The sequence below is a fragment of the Gimesia aquarii genome, assembly GCF_007748175.1.
In the GTDB taxonomy this organism is placed as follows: Bacteria; Planctomycetota; Planctomycetia; order Planctomycetales; family Planctomycetaceae; genus Gimesia; species Gimesia aquarii_A.
On sequence record NZ_CP037422.1, the window covers coordinates 2,020,105 to 2,044,177 of the forward strand.

Annotated in this window: 16 protein-coding genes; 4 read left to right on the plus strand and 12 right to left on the minus strand. The window is 44.2% G+C overall.

Annotated elements, in window-relative coordinates; genetic code table 11:
• Positions 1 to 3 precede the first annotated feature (3 nt).
• From V202x_RS08115 to V202x_RS08150, 8 genes are all read right to left on the minus strand, one after another.
• Entirely contained in the window at positions 4 to 1,701 is a 1,698-nt protein-coding gene (locus V202x_RS08115; RefSeq protein ID WP_197993289.1) for a general secretion pathway protein GspK, read from the minus strand.
• Between the two features lie 60 nt (positions 1,702 to 1,761).
• Positions 1,762 to 2,676, minus strand: a complete 915-nt coding sequence (locus tag V202x_RS08120) for a hypothetical protein (protein WP_145172861.1) — start codon at positions 2,674 to 2,676, stop codon at positions 1,762 to 1,764.
• Positions 2,677 to 3,141, minus strand: coding sequence for a hypothetical protein (locus V202x_RS08125; protein WP_145172863.1), 465 nt, complete (start codon positions 3,139 to 3,141; stop codon positions 2,677 to 2,679).
• Positions 3,138 to 3,761 (minus strand): prepilin-type N-terminal cleavage/methylation domain-containing protein, encoded by a 624-nt coding sequence (locus tag V202x_RS08130; protein ID WP_145172865.1) that lies wholly within the window; start codon positions 3,759 to 3,761, stop codon positions 3,138 to 3,140. Before V202x_RS08130 ends, V202x_RS08125 begins: the two co-directional genes overlap by 4 nt.
• 50 nt (positions 3,762 to 3,811) lie before the next feature.
• The gene (locus V202x_RS08135; RefSeq protein ID WP_145172867.1) at positions 3,812 to 4,264 is read right to left on the minus strand and encodes a type II secretion system protein GspG; all 453 of its coding nucleotides are present in this window, start codon (positions 4,262 to 4,264) and stop codon (positions 3,812 to 3,814) included.
• Positions 4,265 to 4,360: 96 nt separating this feature from the next.
• The gene (locus V202x_RS08140) at positions 4,361 to 5,569 is read right to left on the minus strand and encodes a type II secretion system F family protein (protein WP_145172869.1); all 1,209 of its coding nucleotides are present in this window, start codon (positions 5,567 to 5,569) and stop codon (positions 4,361 to 4,363) included.
• A gap of 73 nt (positions 5,570 to 5,642) precedes the next feature.
• The gene (locus V202x_RS08145; RefSeq protein ID WP_144981923.1) at positions 5,643 to 7,325 is read right to left on the minus strand and encodes a GspE/PulE family protein; all 1,683 of its coding nucleotides are present in this window, start codon (positions 7,323 to 7,325) and stop codon (positions 5,643 to 5,645) included.
• A 42-nt stretch (positions 7,326 to 7,367) separates the two neighbouring features.
• On the minus strand, positions 7,368 to 11,018 hold the full coding sequence (locus tag V202x_RS08150) for a secretin N-terminal domain-containing protein (RefSeq protein ID WP_145172871.1): 3,651 nt from the start codon (positions 11,016 to 11,018) through the stop codon (positions 7,368 to 7,370).
• A gap of 374 nt (positions 11,019 to 11,392) precedes the next feature.
• Here V202x_RS08150 and V202x_RS08155 point away from each other — a divergent pair, with 374 nt between their 5' ends.
• The gene (locus tag V202x_RS08155) at positions 11,393 to 12,421 is read left to right on the plus strand and encodes a hypothetical protein (RefSeq protein ID WP_145172873.1); all 1,029 of its coding nucleotides are present in this window, start codon (positions 11,393 to 11,395) and stop codon (positions 12,419 to 12,421) included.
• A 42-nt stretch (positions 12,422 to 12,463) separates the two neighbouring features.
• On the opposite strand, the gene V202x_RS08160 is transcribed toward V202x_RS08155, so the two are convergent.
• Both V202x_RS08160 and V202x_RS08165 read right to left on the minus strand, forming a co-directional pair.
• Positions 12,464 to 14,260, minus strand: a complete 1,797-nt coding sequence (locus V202x_RS08160; RefSeq protein ID WP_145172875.1) for a hypothetical protein — start codon at positions 14,258 to 14,260, stop codon at positions 12,464 to 12,466.
• 349 nt (positions 14,261 to 14,609) lie between these two features.
• Complete coding sequence (locus V202x_RS08165; protein ID WP_145172877.1) at positions 14,610 to 17,951, minus strand: hypothetical protein; 3,342 nt, start codon at positions 17,949 to 17,951, stop codon at positions 14,610 to 14,612.
• Between the two features lie 297 nt (positions 17,952 to 18,248).
• On the opposite strand from V202x_RS08165, the gene V202x_RS08170 reads away from it, so the two are divergent.
• Positions 18,249 to 19,859, plus strand: a complete 1,611-nt coding sequence (locus V202x_RS08170) for a M20/M25/M40 family metallo-hydrolase (RefSeq protein ID WP_145172879.1) — start codon at positions 18,249 to 18,251, stop codon at positions 19,857 to 19,859.
• Here the strand turns inward: V202x_RS08170 and V202x_RS08175 are convergent.
• Positions 19,844 to 20,344 carry a hypothetical protein gene (locus V202x_RS08175; protein WP_145172881.1) on the minus strand — a complete coding sequence of 167 codons (501 nt, stop codon included), beginning with the start codon at positions 20,342 to 20,344 and terminating at the stop codon, positions 19,844 to 19,846. The two genes, V202x_RS08170 and V202x_RS08175, sit on opposite strands and share 16 nt — an antisense overlap.
• Positions 20,345 to 20,568: 224 nt before the next feature.
• On the minus strand, positions 20,569 to 21,996 hold the full coding sequence (locus V202x_RS08180) for a hypothetical protein (protein ID WP_197993290.1): 1,428 nt from the start codon (positions 21,994 to 21,996) through the stop codon (positions 20,569 to 20,571).
• A 380-nt stretch (positions 21,997 to 22,376) separates the two neighbouring features.
• On the opposite strand from V202x_RS08180, the gene V202x_RS08185 reads away from it, so the two are divergent.
• Positions 22,377 to 23,360: a DUF1559 domain-containing protein gene (locus tag V202x_RS08185; RefSeq protein WP_145172883.1), complete on the plus strand. Its 984-nt coding sequence runs from the start codon at positions 22,377 to 22,379 to the stop codon at positions 23,358 to 23,360.
• A gap of 238 nt (positions 23,361 to 23,598) precedes the next feature.
• A complete protein-coding gene (locus tag V202x_RS08190) occupies positions 23,599 to 24,039 on the plus strand; it encodes a hypothetical protein (RefSeq protein ID WP_145172885.1) in 441 nt (146 codons plus the stop codon).
• Positions 24,040 to 24,073 lie beyond the last annotated feature (34 nt).

Here is a 24,073-nt window from a genome sequence, read left to right on the forward strand (position 1 = left end):
CTATCACTGAGTTGTTTCACCAAGCCACCATGTCTCATTTCCTCGAAACGACGACAAAGGATACCCAGCTCCCAGGTTACTCAAATCACGGATATATGTGATTCGTGGGGGAATGAATGTTCCATCAATGATGGCTTCGACTCGAGTAACAGGGCCTCCTTTTCCGTAATATCCTAACGACTGGGCACGAAACACATCCCCTCCACTGTTAATGTAGGGAGCCAGTTTTCTCATTTGTTCTATTGTCGTTAAGCCCTCAATGACTAGCCATCCCGTTGTTTGTCTTGCCTGACTGATTTCTGTAGATGGCGCACCATTTGTATCAGTCATTTGGGAATTTACGATCGAATTGGCTAAATCTTCGTCCATTTCAGGGATTCCCAGAAGCGTTTCCAACCGTGCCTGCCCAATGTCGATACGTCCTTCGATATACTGGCTTTTAGTTGTTGTAAGAAGATCATGCAGAATTGGTAAATCAGCTGTCATGGCGGCAGGGTCAGTTGACCAGGGACTCACGAGGGTCGTCTGTTGGCCATCGATCTCAGTTTCGACTTCAGAGCCAATTAGATCGTAAATTGAATTGATGCTATAGATTCCTCCGGCTGATAAATCGATCCCTGCACGAGTGACAGTCACCCCCTCTTCTGAAAAAATTGCTTTCGCGATTCCGACGGCTAACTCGTTGAGGGCCTCTTTCTCACTTGTTCCCCCTCCCACAGTGCTCCCTAAAATGTCGCCTGAATCCAGATCACTCAATGTCGGAACCGGACCACTTGTTCGATAAGCGACAATGAATCGGGCTTCATCAGGTCCGAGTTCTACTTCAAGCTCATCATAGAGTTCAGTCAACATCGTTGCATTCAGATTGATTTTCTCTGAGCCGTCGGGACGAATGTTGATTTCACGACTATAAACAGTAAAGAACGCTGACCAACCAGGATCCAGAACTCCATCGGCATTATCGAGAGGCAATGTCGCATCACCGTCATTCTCATTAGGATCGAGGATTCCATTTCGATTTGTATCTTCGCCATAAAGTAATTCTGGAGTGACACCTCGCACCAGCAATAGTTCGTCCAATGACTCCAGGGGAGCATTTTTAGCAGAGTAAGGCGATTCGAGTGTTTCGTAATAGTCACTCTCAGCACCTAAAGAACGCGTTTCGTCATCCTCATCAATCCAATCGAGGATCGCCGCTGCAATGTCTTCTGTCATATTCGGAATATACATTAAACGGTCAACAGGTGTGTCGGCCTCAATATCAAAATCATCTAATTCTGAATCGACATCCTCTAAGTCATCTACCTCTTCAGTTGCCAGAATATTCAAATTCAGTTTTCCCGATTCATTCATTAAGCCGAAGCGAATGGATTTTGATTCGGAATCTGTGACGACGGGTGCCACAACACTGAAATAACCGCTGGTTCTTGAAATCTCTCCCGGTACTAAATTGATATTCTGAAACTGTTCCGGGTTATGGTAGGAATTCCAGCCATCAATTTCTGATCGGTCTCCCACGTAAACAGCCGCTTGCTCGATACCTGAGAGAGCCAGTTCGCGCGATTGCAGGGAACGCCCATAAATATTAGCCGCTTCCATTTCCACGATCATTAATTCCGAAAACGTATACGCACCCAAACTAAGCATCACGACGACTACCAACACCACTAGTAAAGTACTACCCGCGCGCAGCTTCAACATGATTTCTCGACTAGAAATTTGATACCTGTGATCGTGATGAAAGAAATGTTGCTGCACCATTTAAAACGCGTCGGCTTCTTGTTCTGATGTTTGTAATATGGCAGGTAATGCCAGCGGTAAAGCAATCACCATGCTGTATGTGTTTTCGTAACCGTTGATTTTACTATTGATCGATTTGATGACTCCTTGATCAGCTTCGCTTCGAAATCCGATTGTCACCTTCACTGCCTGGGGGACTGTACCATATTCAATACTATCCCAAACTTCTAACCAGTCAGTTCCATCGAAATATTGAAATTGCAGGTCGTCAATTTCTGGCGCCAATAATTGAGATTGCTCGGCCAGTTCTTCGAGATTTGCCGATTCATCGGCATTGATCATGGCTAAACGATTTCCTTCGATCCTTGCAAGTCCTTGTGCCGCAACACCATTTTCTGAAGCACTGCGAAAACGATCGCCGACCACTCCCTGCAATCCTTCAGAACCAGCGGCTGCAATAAAATAGGAGATCGATAACAAATCGCTCCGTGAATCGATGGAATCACTTTCGCTCATTGACTGTGAAAATAGTAGTGGTTGTCGCGCTGGACGACTGGTGTGTAACACAAGTGATTGAGCATCTCCATAAACGCCTATGTTTGCAGTGGTATAAGCTTCATCCGGATTTGTAACCGGGATTTCTTCAATCTCATCTTCCTCTTCTGAGGAGTCTGTCGACTCTTCTTCTGTAATTTGTTGCACATAAGTCACACAATGTAAGTCATGCGTTATTTTTTGAAAAATTGCCCGGGCTATTTGCGCGCGTTCTACTTGTACATGACCAATGGTTGTGTATTTCCAATACAGATCGAGAGCGGAATAGATGGCGGCCAATAGTAATGTTGTTAATCCAATCGCCAGGATGACTTCCAGTAAGGTGAATCCCAATGATAGTGAAACAAGCCTGCGTTTCGGAGAACTAAATGATTTTTGCATTTAAAAATCCTCCATTTCAGTGTCATCGCTCACTTCAACGGTATTGGCTGCATCCAGCAATTCAGCAGGATCCCGAACCTGACGAGTGAGCTGATAACTGGTGGTAACGGTCTCAGAGTCTCCGGAATATTGCACATCCACTGTCAGTTTTAAAAGCGTCTCGTAGGTACCAGGCTCGACGTTTAAACTCCATTTCCAGTTGTCGTTATCATCTTCGAATGCAGACAGAGAAACCGACTCCATCGGTTGCGCACCAGAAATGACCTCGGCCAGTTTTGATTGGCATCTTATCATAGCCTGAGTTCGAAGCTGTGCCTGTAAAGCGGCCCGCGAACCAATGCTAATCAACTGACTGATTGCTGCCAGAGCACCCAGAAAAATCGTCAGCGAGATCAGAACTTCTAGTAAGGTGAGTCCAGCCCGACTCGGAAAAGACGTCTGGGTGATCGGCCTGAGAACTCTCATCGAGACGTCTCCCGATCGTACGAAATCGATGCACTGCCTGTCAGACCTCGAAGCTCAATACTGGCGACTCTTTTTTGATCTTTTCCTAGAATTTCATGTTCCAAATCGAAGGCAGCAGATCCATCTGGATAAAACGTGATCGGAAAAGATGTTTCCATCCATTTCCAATCTTTGGCAGCGGGAAGATTTCCAAGCCATTCGAAGGGGATAGCCGGCTCGGTTACTGTTGCCGCAACGTTTTTACTAAATTCAAAATCTTCTGAGAGCTCTTGTGAGATCACAGCCTCCTCGCTGGAGATCTGCCGTGTATCAGCGGAATCAATTCCTTGTCCTAATAATTCCTTATCAACGGGCACTACCAGATAGTGGTTTCCACCCAATTCGAAGTAAATTTGATAATTGATACCATGCTCAATGGCACGAATACGTGCGGCAGCGAACGCTGATTTCACATCCTGCATGTTCTGTTTTAATCGATTGCTCGCGTTGATCCGGAGTACAGCAGGCCAGACAACAGAGATCAATACCAAAAGCAGAGAAAGAACGAGTAACATTTCGATCAGCGTAAATGCTGATCGATTTTGTTGAACCTTCAAATTCTTTTTCTGTTGAAATGGCACGGATAGCGCCCCCTTGTCATCATCTCTAACTGGCCTCTTGCAAAGTTAGTCTAATTTGCCTGGTCCCAGTTATTCACGTCATCACCAGATCCGTTTTCATCTTGTTGATTTGGCCCCAGAGACCAAATTGCCGGCTTGGTCGATTTTGATTTGTTATTAGGGTACTCATATTGAAATACCTGTCCCCAGGCATCCAGAGGTTGCGAATCAATATATGGTTCCGCTGCCTGACCATCTGAGGTAGCTGGCTCTAATAGAAGCTGAATCTGTTCCTGGCCTCCTTGTGGGTATTCGCCGTTATTCTCAGCAGCATAGAGCTTGAATGCCTGTTCCAGATTGTGAATGCTGGCGCGTGTGGCTTTAATGTTGGCTTTCTTCTGACTGCCTAACAAGTTGGGAACAACCATCGCTGCAATAACGAGAATGATTCCCAATACGATCAGCATCTCCAATAACGTAAATCCGTGTCGTTTTTGTCTTACTTGTTTTTTTTGTTGATACATGTCTCCATCCTTTTCGCAATATACATTTTCCAGAAATCACAATTCTGGCTTCAACCTAAATGAGATTTAACCAGCAAAGTCTTCTTCCCTTATTTATTATAGTAAGCCTGAGCTTTGAAAGACGGGTAAAAGTAAAGCCAACATCACAAAAACGACAACAGCAGCCATGAGCAGCAACATCAAAGGCTCCAGCATACGCACAAACATGTCCAGTTTACGGTTCGTCTGCCGTTCCATATTGTCAGCGATATCAATTAATACCTGTTCTAAATTATTTGCTTCTTCACCCACAGCTATCATCTCCACTACCTCTTCCGGGAATTGCCCACTCACAGCAAATGGCTCTGCGATCGATTTTCCGGAAGAGATACTTTCGGCTGCCTCACCGATTGAGTTGCTGATCACCTTATTCCCTGCTGCATCTTTGGCAATTCGTAAGGACTGTAAAATGGGAACGCCATTCGTCAGCAGGGTTCCCAAGATACGACAAAAGCGGGCAATAGCCAGACTGCGAACGATGCTACCCAATCCATAAGCGTTCAATCGAAATTGATCGAATTTCATACCTCCTTCCGTTGTCGCGATATATTTGTAAACCGCAACGACAGCTAATGCCATTATAAAAAGTATCACAAACCAATAAGCTTGCATGAATTCGCTAAATCCCAATAGTGTGGTGGTAGCCCAGGGAAGTTCTCCTCGTGCGGACATTCTTGCAAAAATTGGTTCAAACTTGGGAACGAAATAGATGAGTAAAAAACTAACAATAATCGTTCCAAATGTCGTCAAAAACGCAGGGTAAATCATCGCTCCCACGACACGATTTTTTAATTCTTCCTGATGGTCCGTGAAGTTGGCAATGCGTTTTAGAACGTCTTCCAGAAAGCTCCCTTCTTCCCCTGCACGAACCATACTCACAGCCAGTTCAGAAAAGACTTTGGGATGCTGGCCCATAGCGACAGCCAGCCGTGTTCCATCGGCAACTTCAGCTCGAACCTCTTCCAGAACTAATTTCAAAGCGGGATTTGTTGACTGTTTATGCAATAACTCCAGCGAACGGAGCAGGGGAACGCCTGACTTCAGTAAGTCTGCTAATTGGGTATAAAAGACAGACAAAAAGCGAGCACGAACACGACGCCCCGTGTATTTCAATTGTGCCTTTGCCTGATCTGCCAAATCCACTTTCACCGGAAATAAACTGCGCGCAGCCAGAGAGTTCAAGGCATCCTGCTGATTGGGTGCTGACAGAATACCCGTCACCTGGCGGCCTGTCGCTTCTCTGGCAATGTATTGAAATTCCGGCATCGTAATTACTTTGATTGAATCAAAACTCTTGAAAACAAATTTGTCTACTAGCATTTACAATTATTATTTCGCTTTAGATATCTCCTTTAGTGACACGCAGGACTTCATCAATGGAAGTAATCCCTGCGAGTACCTTTTCCCAACCAGCATCACGTAATGTCTGCCACCCATTTTTTAGAGCATAATCGCGTATTTGCCCAGAACTGGCATGCTCGGTACACAACCTTTTAATGACTGTGTCGTTTACGAGAAGTTCAAGAATACCAATCCGTCCAGAATATCCGCTTTCCCGACAATGTCGGCAACCAACGGGCTCCCAGAGTTCCTTAATTTCAAGGTCAGGAAAATCAGGCGGTAATTTATCAGCCTGTGGTTGATAAGGCGCTTTGCAGTGCTGACAAAGTAAACGCACCAAACGCTGTGCTAAAACGGCTTCCACTGTACTGGCGACAAGATAAGGTTCAACACCCATATCGATTAAACGTGTAAATGCTCCCGGTGAATCGTTGGTATGCAAAGTGCTGAAAACAAGATGCCCGGTGAGAGATGCCTGAATCGCACTATTGGCTGTTTCTCCATCTCGAATTTCTCCGATCAGAACCACATCAGGGTCATGACGTAAGATACTACGTAAGCCAGCTGCAAAGGTGAGGCCAATTCGAGAATTCACCTGAATCTGACTGATTCCTTCACTGTGATACTCGACCGGATCTTCAACCGTTATGATTTTCGTTTCGGGGTTTTTAATTTCATTTAAAGCACTGTATAGCGTTGAAGTTTTTCCACTTCCCGTAGGACCTGTCACTAGCACAATTCCATGCGGCATCTGAATCAAATCGCGAAAGGTAGTTAGCAGCCCCTGATTGAGGCCAACATTATCCAGTCGAAAAACCATCCGTTCTTTATCTAACAGGCGCAGCACGACTCCTTCACCATAGATCATCGGAATAATCGAGACACGAACGTCGATTTCTCGCCCCGTAATCCGAAGTTTGATTCGTCCATCTTGTGGCAATCGTTTCTCAGCGATATTTAGATGTGACATGATCTTGAGACGGGTGATGATCGCCGAGTAAAAATGATTGATCTCGGCAGGAACGGATTGAACCCGCAATAAACCATCAATCCGATAACGCACAACCAGACCCGTTTCATGTGGCTCGATATGCACATCACTAGCCTGTTGCTGTAATGCTTCGATCAGTAACTCATTCACAAGACGAATCACTGAAGCCGCCTGTGCCATATCGGCCAGTTCGCCATGTTCTTCAGAGACTTCTTCAAGTAATTCAACACCGTCTTCAGCGGATCGCTGTGAGACTAGCTCGTTAATCGTGTCACCGCCAACACCAAGGTTATCCTTGATGAGCTCAACAACATCATCATGGAGTGCAAGTACCGGCTCTAAAACCTGACCACTCAGTGAACTGAGCTCATCGATAGCTTCAAAATCAAAAGGGTCGGCTGATGCCACCAGTACGCGACCGTTGTTTCGTTGCAAGGGGAGTAATGAATGTCGAAAGATTGGCGTAGCGGGAAACTGTGAAAGCAACTCTGTATCAACTTGAAAGTCCTTTAACTCAAAGTACTTCATGCCAAGCTCATCGGCAAATACTTTGAGAAGATCTTCTTCTGAGGCCAACCCCATTTCCAGGACAACACGATCCAGACGATGACCATTCGCCGATTGCTGCGCTAACTGCAACTGGCGTTCGTCAAGAAGTCCACGTCGTTGGAGAATTTCACCGATTTCCATGGGGTTTACGCAATAGCAAAAAAATTCATGGAGAATGGTATCTTAGCGACCCCGGCCACGATTCGAACGGCTGCCGCCTCCTCTAATACCACTATTGTCACTTCCAGGAAAACGAAAACCGCGCGAGGTACGACCATTCGAATTTCCCCCAGGTTGAGGAATTCCCATCCGTTCGCGCATTCGCTGTTCAAAAAATTTGCGAATTTCTTCATTACGGTTATCTGAATTCGTGGGGGATGCAGGTTGGTTTGGAGAATTCGCGTTCTGGTCGGTTGTTTTTTTCCGAGAATTACTACCTGTTGTACTGACAGAAACATTAGGTAAGAGCGAAGTCAAAGCATTCTGAATTAAAGCAGAATTCGCGTTGTTTAAAGTCACAACGCGTACTGATTTTCGTGACATTTTGGCAGAGTAATCCAACTCACGAACCAGTGATTCGATCTCTTGAAACAGCGAATCACTGGCTGAAACCAGCAATTGATTCGCATTTTCGTCAACGCTCACAGCAAGTCGGGCTTCAGCTGGTTTCGCATTAGAATTTTGCTGGTTTCGATTACCCCCCATCATTGCAGCAAACGGATTTCCTTTTTGTGAGTTATTCTGTTTCTGAGGGGCTTGCATATAATCTTTGTAGAGTTCTTTGACGATGTTTGCGACTTCATTCACCGAAGCATGCTCAACAGGAATAATTCCCGGTGAACGATTTCGTAATGAAGCAGGCAGTTCTGATGTGTCAAGCACTTTTAACATCTGTTCTACCGAGCGGACTTTATCAGGAGGCCCTGTGACATAGAGCGCATTCGACCGTACTTCAGGAATGATCCGCAATGTCTGAGGCCCCATACCTAAAGTTGACAAGCCAGTGGCATCCATCAGGCTACCACCAATCGATGATAAACCACCAAACATACCGGAGTCTGGTGCCATATCTGATACAGAACTGGTCGGAAACAGGCTTTCCAGCATCTTAGCAGTGGCCGTTGCATCTGCTGAGCGAAGATAAAAAACCGTCCATTGATTTTTGGGTGGTATTGCCTGGGTTAAAGCTTCTATCATTTGCTCAAGCCGATTCAAAGCTTCCAAATCGGTTGATGAAATGATTAGATTATCTCCGTTGGTCGAAATGGCGACTGGTTTCTTTTTATCCAATTGAGAAGATTTCTGAGTCGATGTTTTCTGACCCGTTGATTCTGTCTTCACTTTATCAGCAGTATTCGTCTCGGTAGTAGCATCTTTTTGTTGCGTTGCTTCACTCTCTGATTTCTGCTCGCTTGCAGTAAAGAAAAACCGCTGAGTGTCAGATTCTGAAGCAGGTTGTCTGAGTTGAATCGGACGATTCAAAGGTGCTCCCGTACTTTGAGTTGGTACGCGGTAACCTCGATTTCTAACGGGAGCGCTCTCTTCTCCCAATACTTTTTCGCGGATTAATGAATTGTCAGAAGGTACTACGATTCGGATTGGATTCTCCTCACCAGAAGAGGCTGACCAGAGCTTATCGATCAACTGCAGAATTTCTTTCGAATCACGGCCACCAAGCGGAATCGTACGAACAGGGCTATTGTCTCTGACATCGTTTGATTTACCGGTCCCATCTTCACCCAATTGTGCTAATACCGTTTTGATTTGAATGACCTGATCTGGCGAACCACGTACAAGCAGGCGCCGCCCCAGCAAGTCTGCCTCAATTGTCGGAGCATCATTGCCATCTCTCAAAAACAGCGAGCGTAACGTCGTCGTTGCAGAGATGGGATCGAGAAAACTGAGATTGATGACAGAAACAGACTGACTGCCTCCTTCGCCATCTAGCTGTCGAATCATCTCGTCAATTCTTTTGTGTTCTTTGAGTGTCGCTAGAATGTGAATCTTGCCATTGCGAGCATCTTCATTCACGACCACGCCAGGCATCATAGCATCTAATGTTTTCGTGACTTCGCGTGAGTCAGCTGAACTAATTGAATAGACCTGCAAAAACGGTCGGTGACCTCCTCCTGCCACCAGACTTCCCAAACTATCTTCATCCACATCGATCGATTTAATGATTTCTTCTGCGATTTTGATTTGAGCAGGTGTCGCAGTCACCAAGAGACGATTGGTACGAGGGTCTGCTGTTACCTGTGTTGATTTGCCCGTTGTTGTTGGTTGTGAGGTGCTCTTGCTACTGCTGCTACTACTGCTGCGTCGAGACCGTGCTTCGTAATAGCGGGCCATGATGGCACTGGAACTCACATTTTGCGTTGCCGCAGGGAGCCCAAATTGATTGCGAACAATCTTCTCTGCTTCCGAAGCATCAATATACTTTAAATCGAAAGAGCGAAATACGAGATCGGTGGGTCCCCCATTGGCAATCGCTCCTTCCAGAATTTTTTTGACACGCAATAGATTACTGCCAATATCGGTAACGATAATCGAGTTCGCTGTTTTCAATGCCACAGATTTGCCCTGAGGACCTAATATGGCTTGTACTTCTTTAGAAACTTGATCGAGGTCAACTCCTTCTAATTGGAAAGAAACACTCATCAGTTCATTCTTCCCACGTTTGGCAATTTCTTCAGAACTGACGATGGGAACCAGATTGGGGGGGATTCCATTATCAATGTTTAAGACAACAAGGAACTGATTGCGACGAACAATGACATATCCTTTCTGCAACAAGTAACCGTTGATAATGTCCAACGCTTCGGTCGGCGTATAAGTGCCATTATCAAAATAGTTAAAAGTCCCCGGTGGAACATCGTTTAAATCAAGCGTATAACCTGCAGACTCTGCAAAGAGTTTCAAAACATCTCCCCAGGGAGCAAACCGGAAATTGAACGACATTTTACGAGCCGCCTTGGGCTCACTTCCGACTTGGGGTTGATCTGCAGTTTTATCCATAGCAACTGCTTTTCCGCCACCAAATGAAATACGGCGGTCTTGCGGTCGCAAGCCTTCCGGTTCCATTGGAATCTGAGGGCGTGGACGAGGTGAAGAAACTGAATTACTTGTTACAGTTGTAGAATTCTGATTTTGATCAGAGACCAATGCTGGACCGAGCATTTGTTTCCATTGAGACTGTTGCTCTTTCGTTAAAACACTCTCAATTTTCTGATCGAATTCTTTTTGAAGTTTTTCACGTTCTTCTGATGAAGCACGGCGTCCTAATTCTCGCCGCGCTGCGAGCCGTTGCTCCTCAATCTCTTTGATTTTTTTCGATTGTTCATCGGACAGATTAAGCTGTTTCGTTGTTTCTTCATTGGTCAGCTGACGATACCCGGTTTCTTGCAATTGCAGCTGCTTTAATCGTGCAGCTTGTTTTTCATTTAACAGTCCAAAAAGTTTCGCTTCGCCTTCTTTTCTCCGTTTTTCGAATACAGAGCCCATCTCTTCGCGAATCTTACTGCGCTCTTCATCAGTTTGCGCTTCACGCATCCGATTCATAAATGGTTCCACCAACTCACGGTTGGGACGAAGTTCTTGAGCTACTTCACTCAGCTTTTTAATCTGGTCCTCGGTTAACTGAAGTTCCTTTTGAACTGCTTCGCGTGCTACCAGGGAACCGATATCATTTCGTGGTCCCCCGCCACCGAAGCTCCCTCTGCCACCAAATCCTCCCCGATCTCTACGACCACCAAATCCTCCCCGGTCCGGTCGACCTCCCGGCTGTTGAGCCTGAAGTGACTGGTGGACAGAATCTGAACATACAATGAGTGCCACCAAGATAACGACAAAGCAATGAAAGGATTTTGTTTTCAGGACCATTGTGAATGACAATTCCGAATACGACAAAAAAGACTTGTTATAAAGATATCCTTATGACCATTATGCTATGAGTGGCAAAAATCAAATACAAGAGCAAATTGCCCAAACATGCACTATCATGTGATACTTCAATAGCTTACGGCCCGTTTCAAAGATCACTGAAATCTTTTCGATTTGAACGATCTTTTCCGCGATAACTGGTGTTATTATGTTATCTCTGGGGAAAACCTCTTGCATCCAGAAGCTTTAGATGCGCAAAATCCCTGTAGTTGTCTATTAAACACGGTCCTGACACGAAAAGACCGCCTAAAATACCGCGAAGGAAGAAAATGTTTCGATTTCTCAGTCTGCTCCTTCTGCCTTTAATGCTGGTAGGGGTCAATCTTGATCTGGTCTATGCTCAACCAGGTGATGGAAACAGAGCACAACGATTTATGTCGTTTATTGATCGAAATAAAAACGGCGTAATAGAACCAGCAGAATTTGCACAGATGCCCGGACGCCTGAAAGAGTCTCTGGAAGCGGCAGGCTTGGATACATCTCGTAGTATCAGTCAAAAAGAATTTGAGCAGATTTTGCCTAAGCTCATGGAACGCATGCGCAGTCGGAGAGGTTCTTCAGATGAAGGAGGGCAAAGACGACCAATGGTCTTTAGGAGTTCTTCTCCAAGTGGGAGTTCAGGATGGGTTTCACAGGGAGGGTTTGACCAGAGTGAAATGCGGGGCCGTTATGGTTCATTTCAATCAGGTAGAGACACCAGACCGACGAATTCTTCCAGCGGCAAATCGAGTAGTTCGACTAAAAAAGAGACCGCCAAGCTGGAACGCACAACAGTTGATTTATCGAAAGATTTTATTCCTCATGATACAGATCAAGATGGTCAGATTGGCTTGTATGAATGGAGAAAAAACAACCCTACTAAGCTCAATGATTTTTTTACGATGGATTTGAACGGAGATGGTTTTTTGACACCGCGTGAAATCAAGCTCTCAAAAGAAGGTAAAACACAGCGCAGTGCTGCATCTTTCATGTTTGCCCTCAATCGGGATCAGCCAACCGAATCACGAACAGATTCAGGAAAATCGGAAGCTTCTACCAAGCTCAGTGAATCCAAGAAGACTCCGAAAGAAAAAACGGTTCCCACAAAACCTACTGCCTCTAGTAACGATCCTATAAATACTCAAGCCAAGTACTTTTTCAAACTGCTTGACCGCAATAAAGATGATATGGTCTCTGCCGAAGAGTGGAAAAAAAGCCGTTCTATGCGTCGCTTGTTCGAAGGCGCAAATATTGATCTGTCACAATCCATGTCACAAGCACAGTTTATTAATCATTATGTAACGATCAAAAAGAAATAATGACATTCATTATCATTTAACAATTGTACTCTTGATAAAGTATTAATTATTCTGATTGTCTTTCGCTTTCTTTTTCTGCCGCTCCCGTTCTCTGCGAGCACGACGTTCCTGATTACGATCAAATTGCTTCGAGATTGAAAGCCCCAACAGTTTTAAATACCCCTCATCGACTTGAATCTGGGTTCGAACTCCCGTCTCGGTTGGTTGAGTCGTCATTTGAATTAAATCGTTGTCCTTTTCAAATGCAACATCCAGGACTTGCATGACACCACTCTGATCGATTTCTTCTTCGGAAAACAAGCCTAACCAGGGTCGCATATGAAACTCTATTTGGAAGGGGGCCGTACGCTGTTCTTTACGTGCTTCAGGCGATGCCGTATTAATCTGTTCGATTGCTTCATTGAGTGCAGAAACTGCGATATCCGTTCCCATCGCAAACCAGATCACCTGTGAATCGGCACCGACATAAAGTGAGGGCACGCCACCTAAAAACCGTTTCTGTCGATCATCGGCCGACTTGATGTCAGGCTGTAACTGATGCAGGGCGATCCCCTGAACGGTTTCCGCATTCGTAAAAATTTTCGCCTTATTGTCAGGTAATTTATCGACGCGTTCGATTAGATCCAGTAAAGCAGCCGATAGATTGGCAGAAGGAGTAACCTTGATGCCACCGATCAAGGCAAACTTTCGTGAAGGTGTTGCAACGAGTTGTGCAAACAAATCCAGGTGTCCCTTCTTCACCATTGATTTAATGGGACCAAAAAACTGCTTTACAGAATTTGTATTTTGCAGACGTTCATCTTCAGCTAACAACTTTTCAGCGAGTTGTTTCTCAAAGTAAGTTAAATAAGCGTGATAAGATTCTCGCTCACGACGCGCAATATTCATTGATGCAGAAGCCGCGACAGGTAAATTCTTACGTGAGGTCACCACACTGAAATAACTGGCCTTACCAGGAATATTTTTAATATCACGAGCCAGATCGCTATTGGGTCTTGCCTTGATCAGAAAATCAATGATTCCCCTTTTCTGCTCTGTATCAATATATCCGCCTAACACTAACTCCTGGGCTTCGTTGAGAAAATATTCGATCCCTTCGATATTCTGTTTTCCCGACATACGCCGTAGTTCATAAGCAGAGTCAGATTCTCCATCTCTTTGTTGTAACTGAGTTTCGATTGCAGTACGAAAAAATCCTAAAAATGTTGTTCGCATCAATTCAGGAACGCCACTTAAATCCAGTTTCACTGCAAGATCATAATTATTGGTTAGGTTCTGAAATTGCTGTGTGGGATCATCAAAATTTCGGGTTGTAATCAGGTCGAGGGTTTCTTCACTTTCTCCACCTCGAAACAGCATATGGGCATAATTGTCTTGCATGCGAATTAAAGACTCACCACGTCTGCCATTAACAATAAAGAGATCATCGCGATTTGGGTCTTTTTTGATTGTTTCTTCATCACCGGGAATGACTGCTTCCAGCGTCTCAATAAAGGAGCGAACTTTTGAAATGGGAAGATACATGATGAAAACAGGCTGAGGTAACAACCCTGTTTTCAGATACATTTCCACTCCCATGTTTTTGTTTTGGTCGATACCTTCGAGATCGTTGACATTCGCGAGAGAAGATGAAGCAATCTCAGCAATTTCAGGGCGCTCTGCCAATTCGAAAATCAAATCGATGTCCTGTAAAATGCGTTCAACACTTGCAAAATTGATGACAATAATCGGCTTAGGTAATAACGTCTCTACTGCCTGTTTTGTTTTCTCTTTTTTCTCTGAGTCTTTTTTGGACGGTTCCTGCCCCCAAAGGGAGTTACTGAAAAGCAGGGTAGTCAACAGTATTGTGCTACATACACACCGAAAAATTGTTCTATGTTTAGAAAACGCATGATATGAATTTGAATAAAAGTAGTTTGTCATGATCCGCCTTTTCCGAGGATTCGAAAGTAACCTGAAATTGGGCTTTCCTCTTGCCACCTGAGGAGTCTCACCTGACAAAAGTGCCCTATTCAACATTTCCCAATATACTCATTTAGAGTCCAAAAAGATTCAGAAAATTGGGCTTTTTAACGCGAGTGAAGGAAATGAATCTGAAATTCTAGAGAATGATAGAAGCTGCTTACATCGGATCGACACTTAGTTTGTAAATCGATTCCTGAATTGACTTTGAAAAGAACCCTTAGCCTCAAAGTGCATCAGCTTCGGGAAGCTTAATATTCTCTAACAGTTTTTTGGCTTCTTCGCGCGTTTTTTTATAGTGATGTGGTAACACTCGATTTTGATAGGTCTGTAAAGGCCGAACCAATGTTCGCTCTAAAACCAGTTTTCGTAGACCCCAGCTTTGTTGTGAAACCCCTATTTGGTCGTGTAATCCATCCATGGCATCAAATGCCAATTCGATTGCGGATATACTCAGTTCGATGTCATGTAATGCCTGCTTGGAGGTGACAGGGCGGGCTTGAGAACGATTGTCCCAACGTACTTTCAGAGCCTGAAGCAGGCCATTTAAATGATCCCATTGCTGGTGCGATCTCTGGAACATCTCAGGTTTGGTGGCTGCTAATTCCAGAGCACGCACGACAGAATTGATAGACCGATCTGAAACTGCCCCATAATTGATGGCATGAAGTCGATGTGAAAATTCGAGAATCGGAGGAGCGTCTTTTGACTTTTTGTAGAGTTCGGCCACTTCATCATGCATAAAATAGCTCACCATTGGATCATAGGTGGAGGTAAATTTCACAACACGGCTGATAAGTTCTATCGAAGGATTTGCCTTTTCCATCGCGTCTGATAATGCTTTGAAATAAAGCATGCGGCGTTTGTCTTCACTATGAATATAATCATCATTTAAGTTCTCAGCGGCAACTTGCCTGATCAATGAACGCGGGTTTTCTGTAATCTGTTCCTTGGCAGGTTTCCGATACTTCCAGTATTGATCAGGGTATTGTGCCATCAATTTATTTTGTGCAGTGACCTCTGACAGTCTCCTGAGCACGATGGGATCATCTTTTTCAAGTGGCATCCAGTTGATAATACGACCCGTACGGTTTTCTTTGGAAACCATCTTCTGAATTTCTTCTCGCTTTAATCCCCAACGCATTAATTCGAAAGGTAGTGTAAAAGCAAAATTACCGGTCGAAGTATTATTCACGGATGTTTTCACATCATCGGCCATGTCTTTCAACGCTTCATGAGAATAGGCGGCCAGATTCATCAAAACAGACCAGTCCCAGCCTACTTGCGCCATTGTGCGTCTTACCTGGGGAGCTTGTAGCCGATCGATCAAATTGTCCCGAATAAAGCCTTGCTCAGAATTCGTTGCCAAAAATAATGTTTCACCATTGGCAATTTCAATTGCCATGACCTGTTTAAACTGGGAAAGAAATGTTTGTGCTATCACACGTAAAGGCTGGGCTCCAAAATCAATGTGTTGAAACCTCTGACAAAAAATCCCTTCTTGATTCAGATGGCGGGAAACATTCTGATAAAACTCAGCCGTATATTCAGACAACGACTGTGTCACCACTGACTGAACCGGATTACTGATAATCAAATCATATTGCTTTTCCGATTCAGTTCGAGACGCCATCGCCAACGCAATCGGTAGTTGAATCAATTGAACTTGTTCTGAATCGAATGCAGAAATGGAATTTCGAGACGCAAGCTCTTCCTCATACAATTTGACGAGCCCTTGATCGGATTCCAGACAAGTCACATTTTGAACTGGGAAATCCAAACTGGAGTTGACTCCGACCCCTGCCCCCAGACCTAAAAATAAGACTTCCGAGGGACGCTCATGAAGAATCACGGGTATCAGGAAGGGCATCAGTTCCCCTGTCGTGTGAGGACACAGCCCAGGATCGACAGTTGTGACTCCAAATGGCAGTCCACTCCTGCGGATCTGGATTTGATTCTCACGAAATGACCAGAGCGTAAATGTGCCATATTCACCTTCGACTTCCGAAAAGCAACGCCCCTCATCCAAATAAGGCAATAACTCTGAATTTAATCCGTAACGCAAGCCTGTAAAAGTATTCGTTGAAAATAATAATTTTGCTGAGCGACGGGCATCATAATTGTGATGAAACAGTAAGCCGGTAATGAGTGCCGTTAAACATAAACTCGCAGTCACAGATTGCATTCTCGTTCGAGGAAGCCGGTACTGCGAAAACCAGATGATTACTGCCAGACATAGTAAAACCAATGCAGAAATCGCAGCAACTGATCTGACATCTGCAATTGAAGTACTAACGAGCCCATAACTAAGTAACAGGCCTGCCAGGAAACAGAATGGCTGCCAAACAGGAAGTTGATACATTGATATTTGGTCTTCCCGCGAACGCTTGGGCTGAATCGATAAATTTAAAAAACCACTCCAACAATAGCCGAGAACACAAAAGATAAACGCAGTTAAAGCTCCTCTTACCAATGCCAGAACGAAAGCAAACTCAATATAAGCATTTGCATATAGCATCCAAGAGACAAACAGAGGGAATAGTGCCAGACAACCAATGCCAACGATGCCTGTTCCTAAAGTGAAACAGATTGTTGACTGAACCGCAGCCTCTAACCCACGAAAACGGATGAAATTCAATGCGATTGCAATTCCAGCTAAGAATGCAGACCAGGCTATCACTTTCAGGTAAAGTGAATCTGGATACAACTGAAAGAGAACACGACTCGAAGTCACAAAGAGAATTCCGACGGCCAGACTTACAAGAAAACGACTACCATGTATCACAAAGGGAATCTCAGTCTGCTTTTCTGACAGCAAACGCTCATTCTCCTCAGAAAGTAAACCTGATTTCATGTTAATCAAATTTATCTGAACCCACTCGAAAGATTCAGGAAATAAAGATCCCAGGTAAGCTAATAACCATGGACCAAAACAGATCAGTAAAGAAACTCCGACAGGAAATGCCAGCGAAATCGTCCAGCCTAGTTGCGGCACTAACCAGAAGATAGCAATGAACAGTCCAAATACGATGCCTGTGATATAACGGGCAATATGTTGATTCAGCTGGTGAATAGAATTGAAACCAATGTGATTCACAGTCAACCAGAATAATCGGGCACACCAATAGGTAGCAGGCATGATGAGCGCGATCGCAGCCAATATCATGAGGCCTGTTAGAAAAACAAAATTTGACATCTGTTGAATCGAAAACAGATGTAAGACTTGATTCAATTGTTTTAAAAGAAGCGGAAAACAAATGGACCAACCTGCAAAAGTAAGCAACGTGAATTGAAATTTTCTGCGATCATAAATTGGTTTCGATGTTGAGTCCGAAGCACGGCTGGACTGCGCAACTGATGTTGGTAGACCCAACCAGATCCCAATACAGATCGATAACCCGATCCCAACTAAAACTTCTGAGCTGTCACTAACAAATGACTGGAAGCGCTGAATGCAGGCGAACAGAAAGAGGCCACAGATCCAACCGATGAGAAAAAGAATTCCCAATCGTTTACATAAAATTTGTGCGAATTGATTTAGCAGAGTTTGAGCAAATGAACGTACCATGGCTTCCTTGCCGTCGTTATTTATGAATCAGATTTGCATCTCAGTTAAAAGTCACTTACCCTAAGTCACTTCCTAAGAGTCCTTTAACTGCAATTATTGCCGGTTGATGGGCATTAAATTGATATTGTGTTTTATCCAATCTTCGTAAATAACTGCAATACCAGTCGTTGTAACTGATCTTAAACCTGTCCGGAGCAATATCATTTGTACACAGCACTAGCCTAAAATAAGAGGTATAGTAAGAATAGGCCATCTTTCTAATTCACCTATCTCAAAAACAGTCGGGAATTTTATAGCGTGTATCAAAAACCAAAACAGCCGCGAACTTTGACTTCTGATCCAGCGAATGGTGTTTTTCGTAAATGTAATTCTTCACAAATCAAATTCTTATGTTTGATTGGTTTGGTTTGGTTTGCCTGTGGCAATCATTTCATTCAAGCTGAAACGAATTATCCTGCCGCTAGCGCATATAAAGCGGCAGTAAAGTCAATTTCGGTCGATGAGCTGAAAACACATATCGAATTTTTAGCCAGCGATTCACTTGAGGGAAGAGAAGCCGGCTCACAAGGAGGGCAGGCGGCTGGTACTTATATTCGTGGGTTACTTCAAAAATATGGTATCAAGCCTGGATTAGATGACGAAGGATATTTCCAGGAATTTCAAGGTGGATTTCGCAACATTATTGGAATCATACCCGGAAACGATCCTGAATTGAAAAAAGAATATGTAGTGATCGGTGCGCATTACGATCACGTCGGATATGGGAAACCAAGTAACAGTCGAGGAGGGGTCGGCCAGATTCATAATGGTGCTGATGATAACGCCAGTGGGACTGCCGCACTTCTCGAAGTCATCCAGGCACTTTCCAAACATAAAGAAGTTCCTGGACGCTCTTTGATGTTTGTATTTTGGGATGCAGAAGAAATGGGATTACTTGGATCAAAGTACTGGGTAGATCATCCCAACATTCCCCTCGATCAAATTTCTGTTTATCTCAATTTAGATATGGTGGGTCGTCTGAATGGAAAACCTCTGAACCTATTTGGATCCAGATCATCAAAAGGGTTACGTTCTTTTGCAGTAAAATGTAATCATCGCGAAACAGGAGTCAAAATTCGGTTTAACAATGCAGTTCGACCAGACAGTGATCATTGGCCTTTTTATAAGAGAGGCATTCCTTTCCTGATGCTGCATACTGGAAAGCATGAGGACTACCATCGCCCTGAAGATGATGCCCATAAAGTCGATTATGCGGGAGCACAAAAATGTGCCCAACTGTTGGCACAGCTCACACTCGACTTTTCACTTCAAAAGGAAAAACCAAAATATCGGAATGCGGATCAAGATATTCTGGAAGGAATCGACCAACAAGCCAAAGTTGATAAACCTGACCCACCTCGGCTGGGTGTAGCCTGGAATGCAGAAAAATACAAACAGGGGAACCTTCTGGTGACTCAAGTCTTGTCTAACTCCCCTGCAAAGAAAGCTGGTCTCAAAATCGGGGATGAAATCATTAAGGTTGATGGTAAATCCCCCATAAGAGACTCTGGATTTGCCGCTCTTATTCGTAGTGCTCCTTCGAAAATCGTGATGCAAGTCAAAAGACCAAAAGAAGAAAAGCCCCTGGAAATTCCTGTTGAGCTAAAAGGGCAGCCAGTACGACTGGGAATTGAATGGAAGACTGATGATTCCGAGCCGACCGTCATCGTCATTTCCAACATTCTGAAAGCATCATCCGCTGATCTGGCCGGGCTCCAAATGAATGATCGAATTTATGAGATCGATGGAAAAACATTTGGAACAAGCGATGAATTTCGCAAGCTTGCTACAACAATTCCATTGCCATTTACGGTATTAGTAGAGCGTGAAGGTTTATTGAAAGAGATCACAATTCAGTCCACAAGATGAATTTTCCAGTCGATCATTTCTGAAGACAGTCCCGACTTTTTCAGTTCCTCTTTCAGCAATGATTCCGGTATCACACGTGCAGAACCTTTTCGGTATACACGGATATGAATTCCGTCTTCATTACCGGTTGCTTTTTTCGCCTGACTGATAATCTCTACAATCTCCGCACGTCGATATTTCTCCTTGGGCTGGGAAGCGGCTTTGATGAAGTAGCTACGATTATCAATCAAAATGTCCAGCACTTTCAGAGGAGCCTCAGATTGCGACTTACTTTGCTCCGGCTCTGGTTGGATCAGTACAGGTACGATTTCAGTTTCAGTTGATGCGAGAATTGATTGAGGGTCAGTACCAGGTGCAGCCTTCTCTTCTCCCTCTCCTGATCCTGAATTGATACCAGGAGTCAGACCAAAGTACTGACCCAAAATGATCCCCAGAGCCAACACCCCTCCCCCAGCGTACATCATTCGAGTTCGTCGCTTGGACATAATTGATCCCTATTCCATGATGAGTCTTGATAGTGACTGCATTGTAGCTGATAGCAAAGGAATTGGAACTTTATTCTCAATTTTCTAATACGAAAATCATGCTCGTGTAACAATATTAGAATTGGAATCACAACGTCTTCAATCCATGACCTGACTCAAGGTTCTCTGAAAGTATTGAGTGATGACTATGATAAGATCATTTAAAATCGATAAGGAATAAGTTCTTATTTCTCGTTATGTAACTCTTTCATTAACTTTAAAATGATCGCAGTGATTTTATCAGACGCATCAATCTGCACACGATTCGTGCCCATCCAAGTCTCATAGCCACCTAGCTTATGCTGAGCGGGAGTCGGAAGGTAACCGTTAGAACCATTGGCAAGTTCAATAGTAAAGGCATCATCAAAGGGAGTCTTCTCCTTGAGCTCCAGCCCAATCTCACAAAACGTTTCAAAGGGTATGGCCGCCACGCACAAATCTCCGATTCTCAAGACTTGTAACATGATGGTGATCTCATCCGGACCATCAAGCAAATTTTGAACGCGGCTTGCGTAATTACGTTCATAACGATGATGCTTGGGAGCGTCTTCTGGTTGAGCAGTGACTTTCTTAAAGTACGCCTGCATGGCGGCATCTGGTTTGCGAACCGTTAACGTCAATTCTTGACTGGCGGCACCCAGAGGAACCCAGGTTTTGTATTTCACATCTTGATACGCTTCGGCAACTCTTTTGGCAGTAAGCTCAGCGACCTGTGTCATTTTTTCATAAGGTTTCATGCGCTGACCGGGGTTTCGAAAATTGATGTTATTGATATCCCCGCTCGTTCCATTCGAAAGCATGCCCACAAATGGTGGGTGACCTGGCTCTGCTCCGATCAATGAACCAATCGTTTCTGAAAAAATGCCGAAGTAGTCCGCGGAAATCTCCCCCTTTTTAACACCACCCACATAGTGAAGTGAATAATTTGCCAACAAAGCCAGCGGGCGACCATCGAGTGTCTGAACGCTAATAAATGAAATCTCGGGATCGATGGGGCCAGCAGGTTTTACCAGTGCAGCATTACCACGTGGTGGGTTCATACGAACTGTGTCAATGCCACCAAAGGGGTTCTTGCAGAATTCCGGATTCGTCGTAAACCAACGACGATTGAAAACTTCAGATGGTTCGTCAATTCCACCCCAACCGACTTTAGCAGGCACTCGGTTTTCTAACGCCCGACGCACACAGTCTGCAATTCGACGTGAAAGAAATGGATGATATTTTGGACTGCTGGCGCGTGTAGCAGAGTGCGTATGCGTCGCCGCCATCAAAATGTTTTCTGGAGGCAACTCCGTTTCTTCTTTGATCAATTTACGAGCATTGTCGAAAACCTCAGCTTTCACTCCAAGGCTGTCGCAAATCACAAACGCAATTTTCGTTTCTCCATTGTCAAGCACAATACAACGAGCGTGCAATTCGTCATGAACATTTTGCGCTGGAAAAGGCTTAAAACCACCTACGACGTATTCGCCTAACGGAGGTGTTATGTTACTGGTGGCAGCACCCGCTTTGAAGACTTTCTCCGCAGCGTGAGCATCGGTGTAAAAGACAAGAGCACAACAAATACATAAAACCAACCGTAATATTTTTCGACGATTTAAAATGATTCGCATCAAGTTGTCTCCGCTCTGAATTCATCTCAAAGGTGTTTCAAGTCTTCTCAATTATAGAGATCGGCAGACAAAGACACAACAACCAACGTTGATGGGTCGCTCAATCCATGCAACGAAAACCCATAAAACAAGGGAAATTGAAAGAACCCTATGACTAAAATCGCTTTCGATTGTGACATTGTCGCCAATATATAAATATCTAAAAACCATATCAATTGTGCATTATTAATTTGATATTGTCACCAATACAATTTATATTGGCGTCAGTAGCATATCAAGTTTGTTATTTTTCCATTTTCTTAAGTTAGCTCTAACTCTGATTATAAAAATCTGTTTCTCATCTCTTTCATGATCATTCATATTTTCAAGAGGACGAACTCATGAACTCGCCGACAAAACAACGACACGCGTTTACTTTGATTGAGCTACTCGTAGTCATCGCCATTATTGCCATTTTAATTGCCCTGTTATTGCCGGCAGTTCAACAGGCTCGGGAAGCAGCACGCCGATCTTCCTGTCGAAATAATCTAAAACAGATTGGCTTAGCACTTCATAATTATCATGATGCGCATAGGTCATTCCCTGCAGGCGGCTTTGGAAAATTCTCTTTTTCCTGGTGGGTAGCGATTCTTCCACACCTGGAACAAAGTGCAATGACAAATAGATTGGTAACGGTTGACTGGGCAGGCTACTCTGGTGGACCAAATAGATCAATGCTGGAAAACTGGGCACCAAACATACTTTGGTGTCCGTCGAGCCCCCTACCTAAATTCTGCGTTCGAGACAACGTGTTCGCAACGAGTTGTTACATTGGTATTTCTGGTGCAAGTGCCTCAGCAACATCGTCTAACGATCCTACAGGACAAAATCGCTGTGTGAGTAACAATGTAGGTTATGCTTGCGAGAATGGGATCTTAGTGGCTAATGCGTCAGTGAAACTGCGAGATATCACCGATGGAACTTCAAACACGATTATGGTAGGTGAACAGTCCGATTGGGGTGTCAATTCAAGTGGTCAGGATGTCGATATTCGTGGTAGTGGTGAGTGGGGAACCTGGCTGGGTCCCGGTGCAGAAGGACGCCCGAACCGACCTGTACCGGGTGAAACCTACCCATTCAGCAGTACTCCCTGGGCGCGTAATATAACAACCATTCGATACCCAATCGACAATGTTACTGAAATCCCCAGTACAGGGGGGAATCATCGTGATGGTGTAAACAACTCTATTCAGTCGATCCATGCCGGTGGGGCTTTTGTATTACGTGCAGATGGTGGGGTTAGCTTCCTGTCCTCCTCACTTGACCAAACAACTCTCATCAATCTTTCGATCCGCGATGATGGGAAGATTCTTGGAGAGTTTTAGTGTGTAAACGACCATAGGGGTTTAACGCAGCCTTATACATACTCGCTCGATAGAGAAAAATGCTTTCTAAGCACGTGACCTCGTAATGTCGTTTTTTATATTTATGCTCTGATATAAAGTCTATGGCTTTGCTTCATGCCTTAAATTAATTCTAACGAGAAATGGTATTTTATAATCTGATTCTGTAACAGTTCGCATTCACATCCTTGTGATTATCGTAACAGAGATGAGTGGTCCCATGTTTAAAATAAAAAAAAACGTTCGAAACCCAATTTGTTTTTCTGCCGTCGTGATCATTGGCTTGTGGATACCATCTGGATGCTCTCGTTCGGAAGAGTCGTTAGGAACAGTTACCGGAAGAGTCACTCTGGACACAGCCCCTATTTCGGAGGGGAAGATCAACTTCATCTCGAGCTCCGGATTTGCTGCGACAGCAGAGCTTAAGAATGGTAGTTACATGATAGCAAGCAGCCAATATGGTGATGGAATCCCATTTGGCGAGTATCAAGTCTCCGTTTTTTCGTCGACTGAAGTGTCAGATCCTTTAGCTGAGCCGAAAGGTTCGACATCAAGTGGAGTAGAGATCCCACTTAAATACAGCGATCCAGCAACCAGTAAACTGACTGCTACAATCAATAAAGATGCAACTGAAGTGAACTTTGCATTGAATTCTAAATAGTTACTGCTGAATAACCTCATGATAGATTGATAAT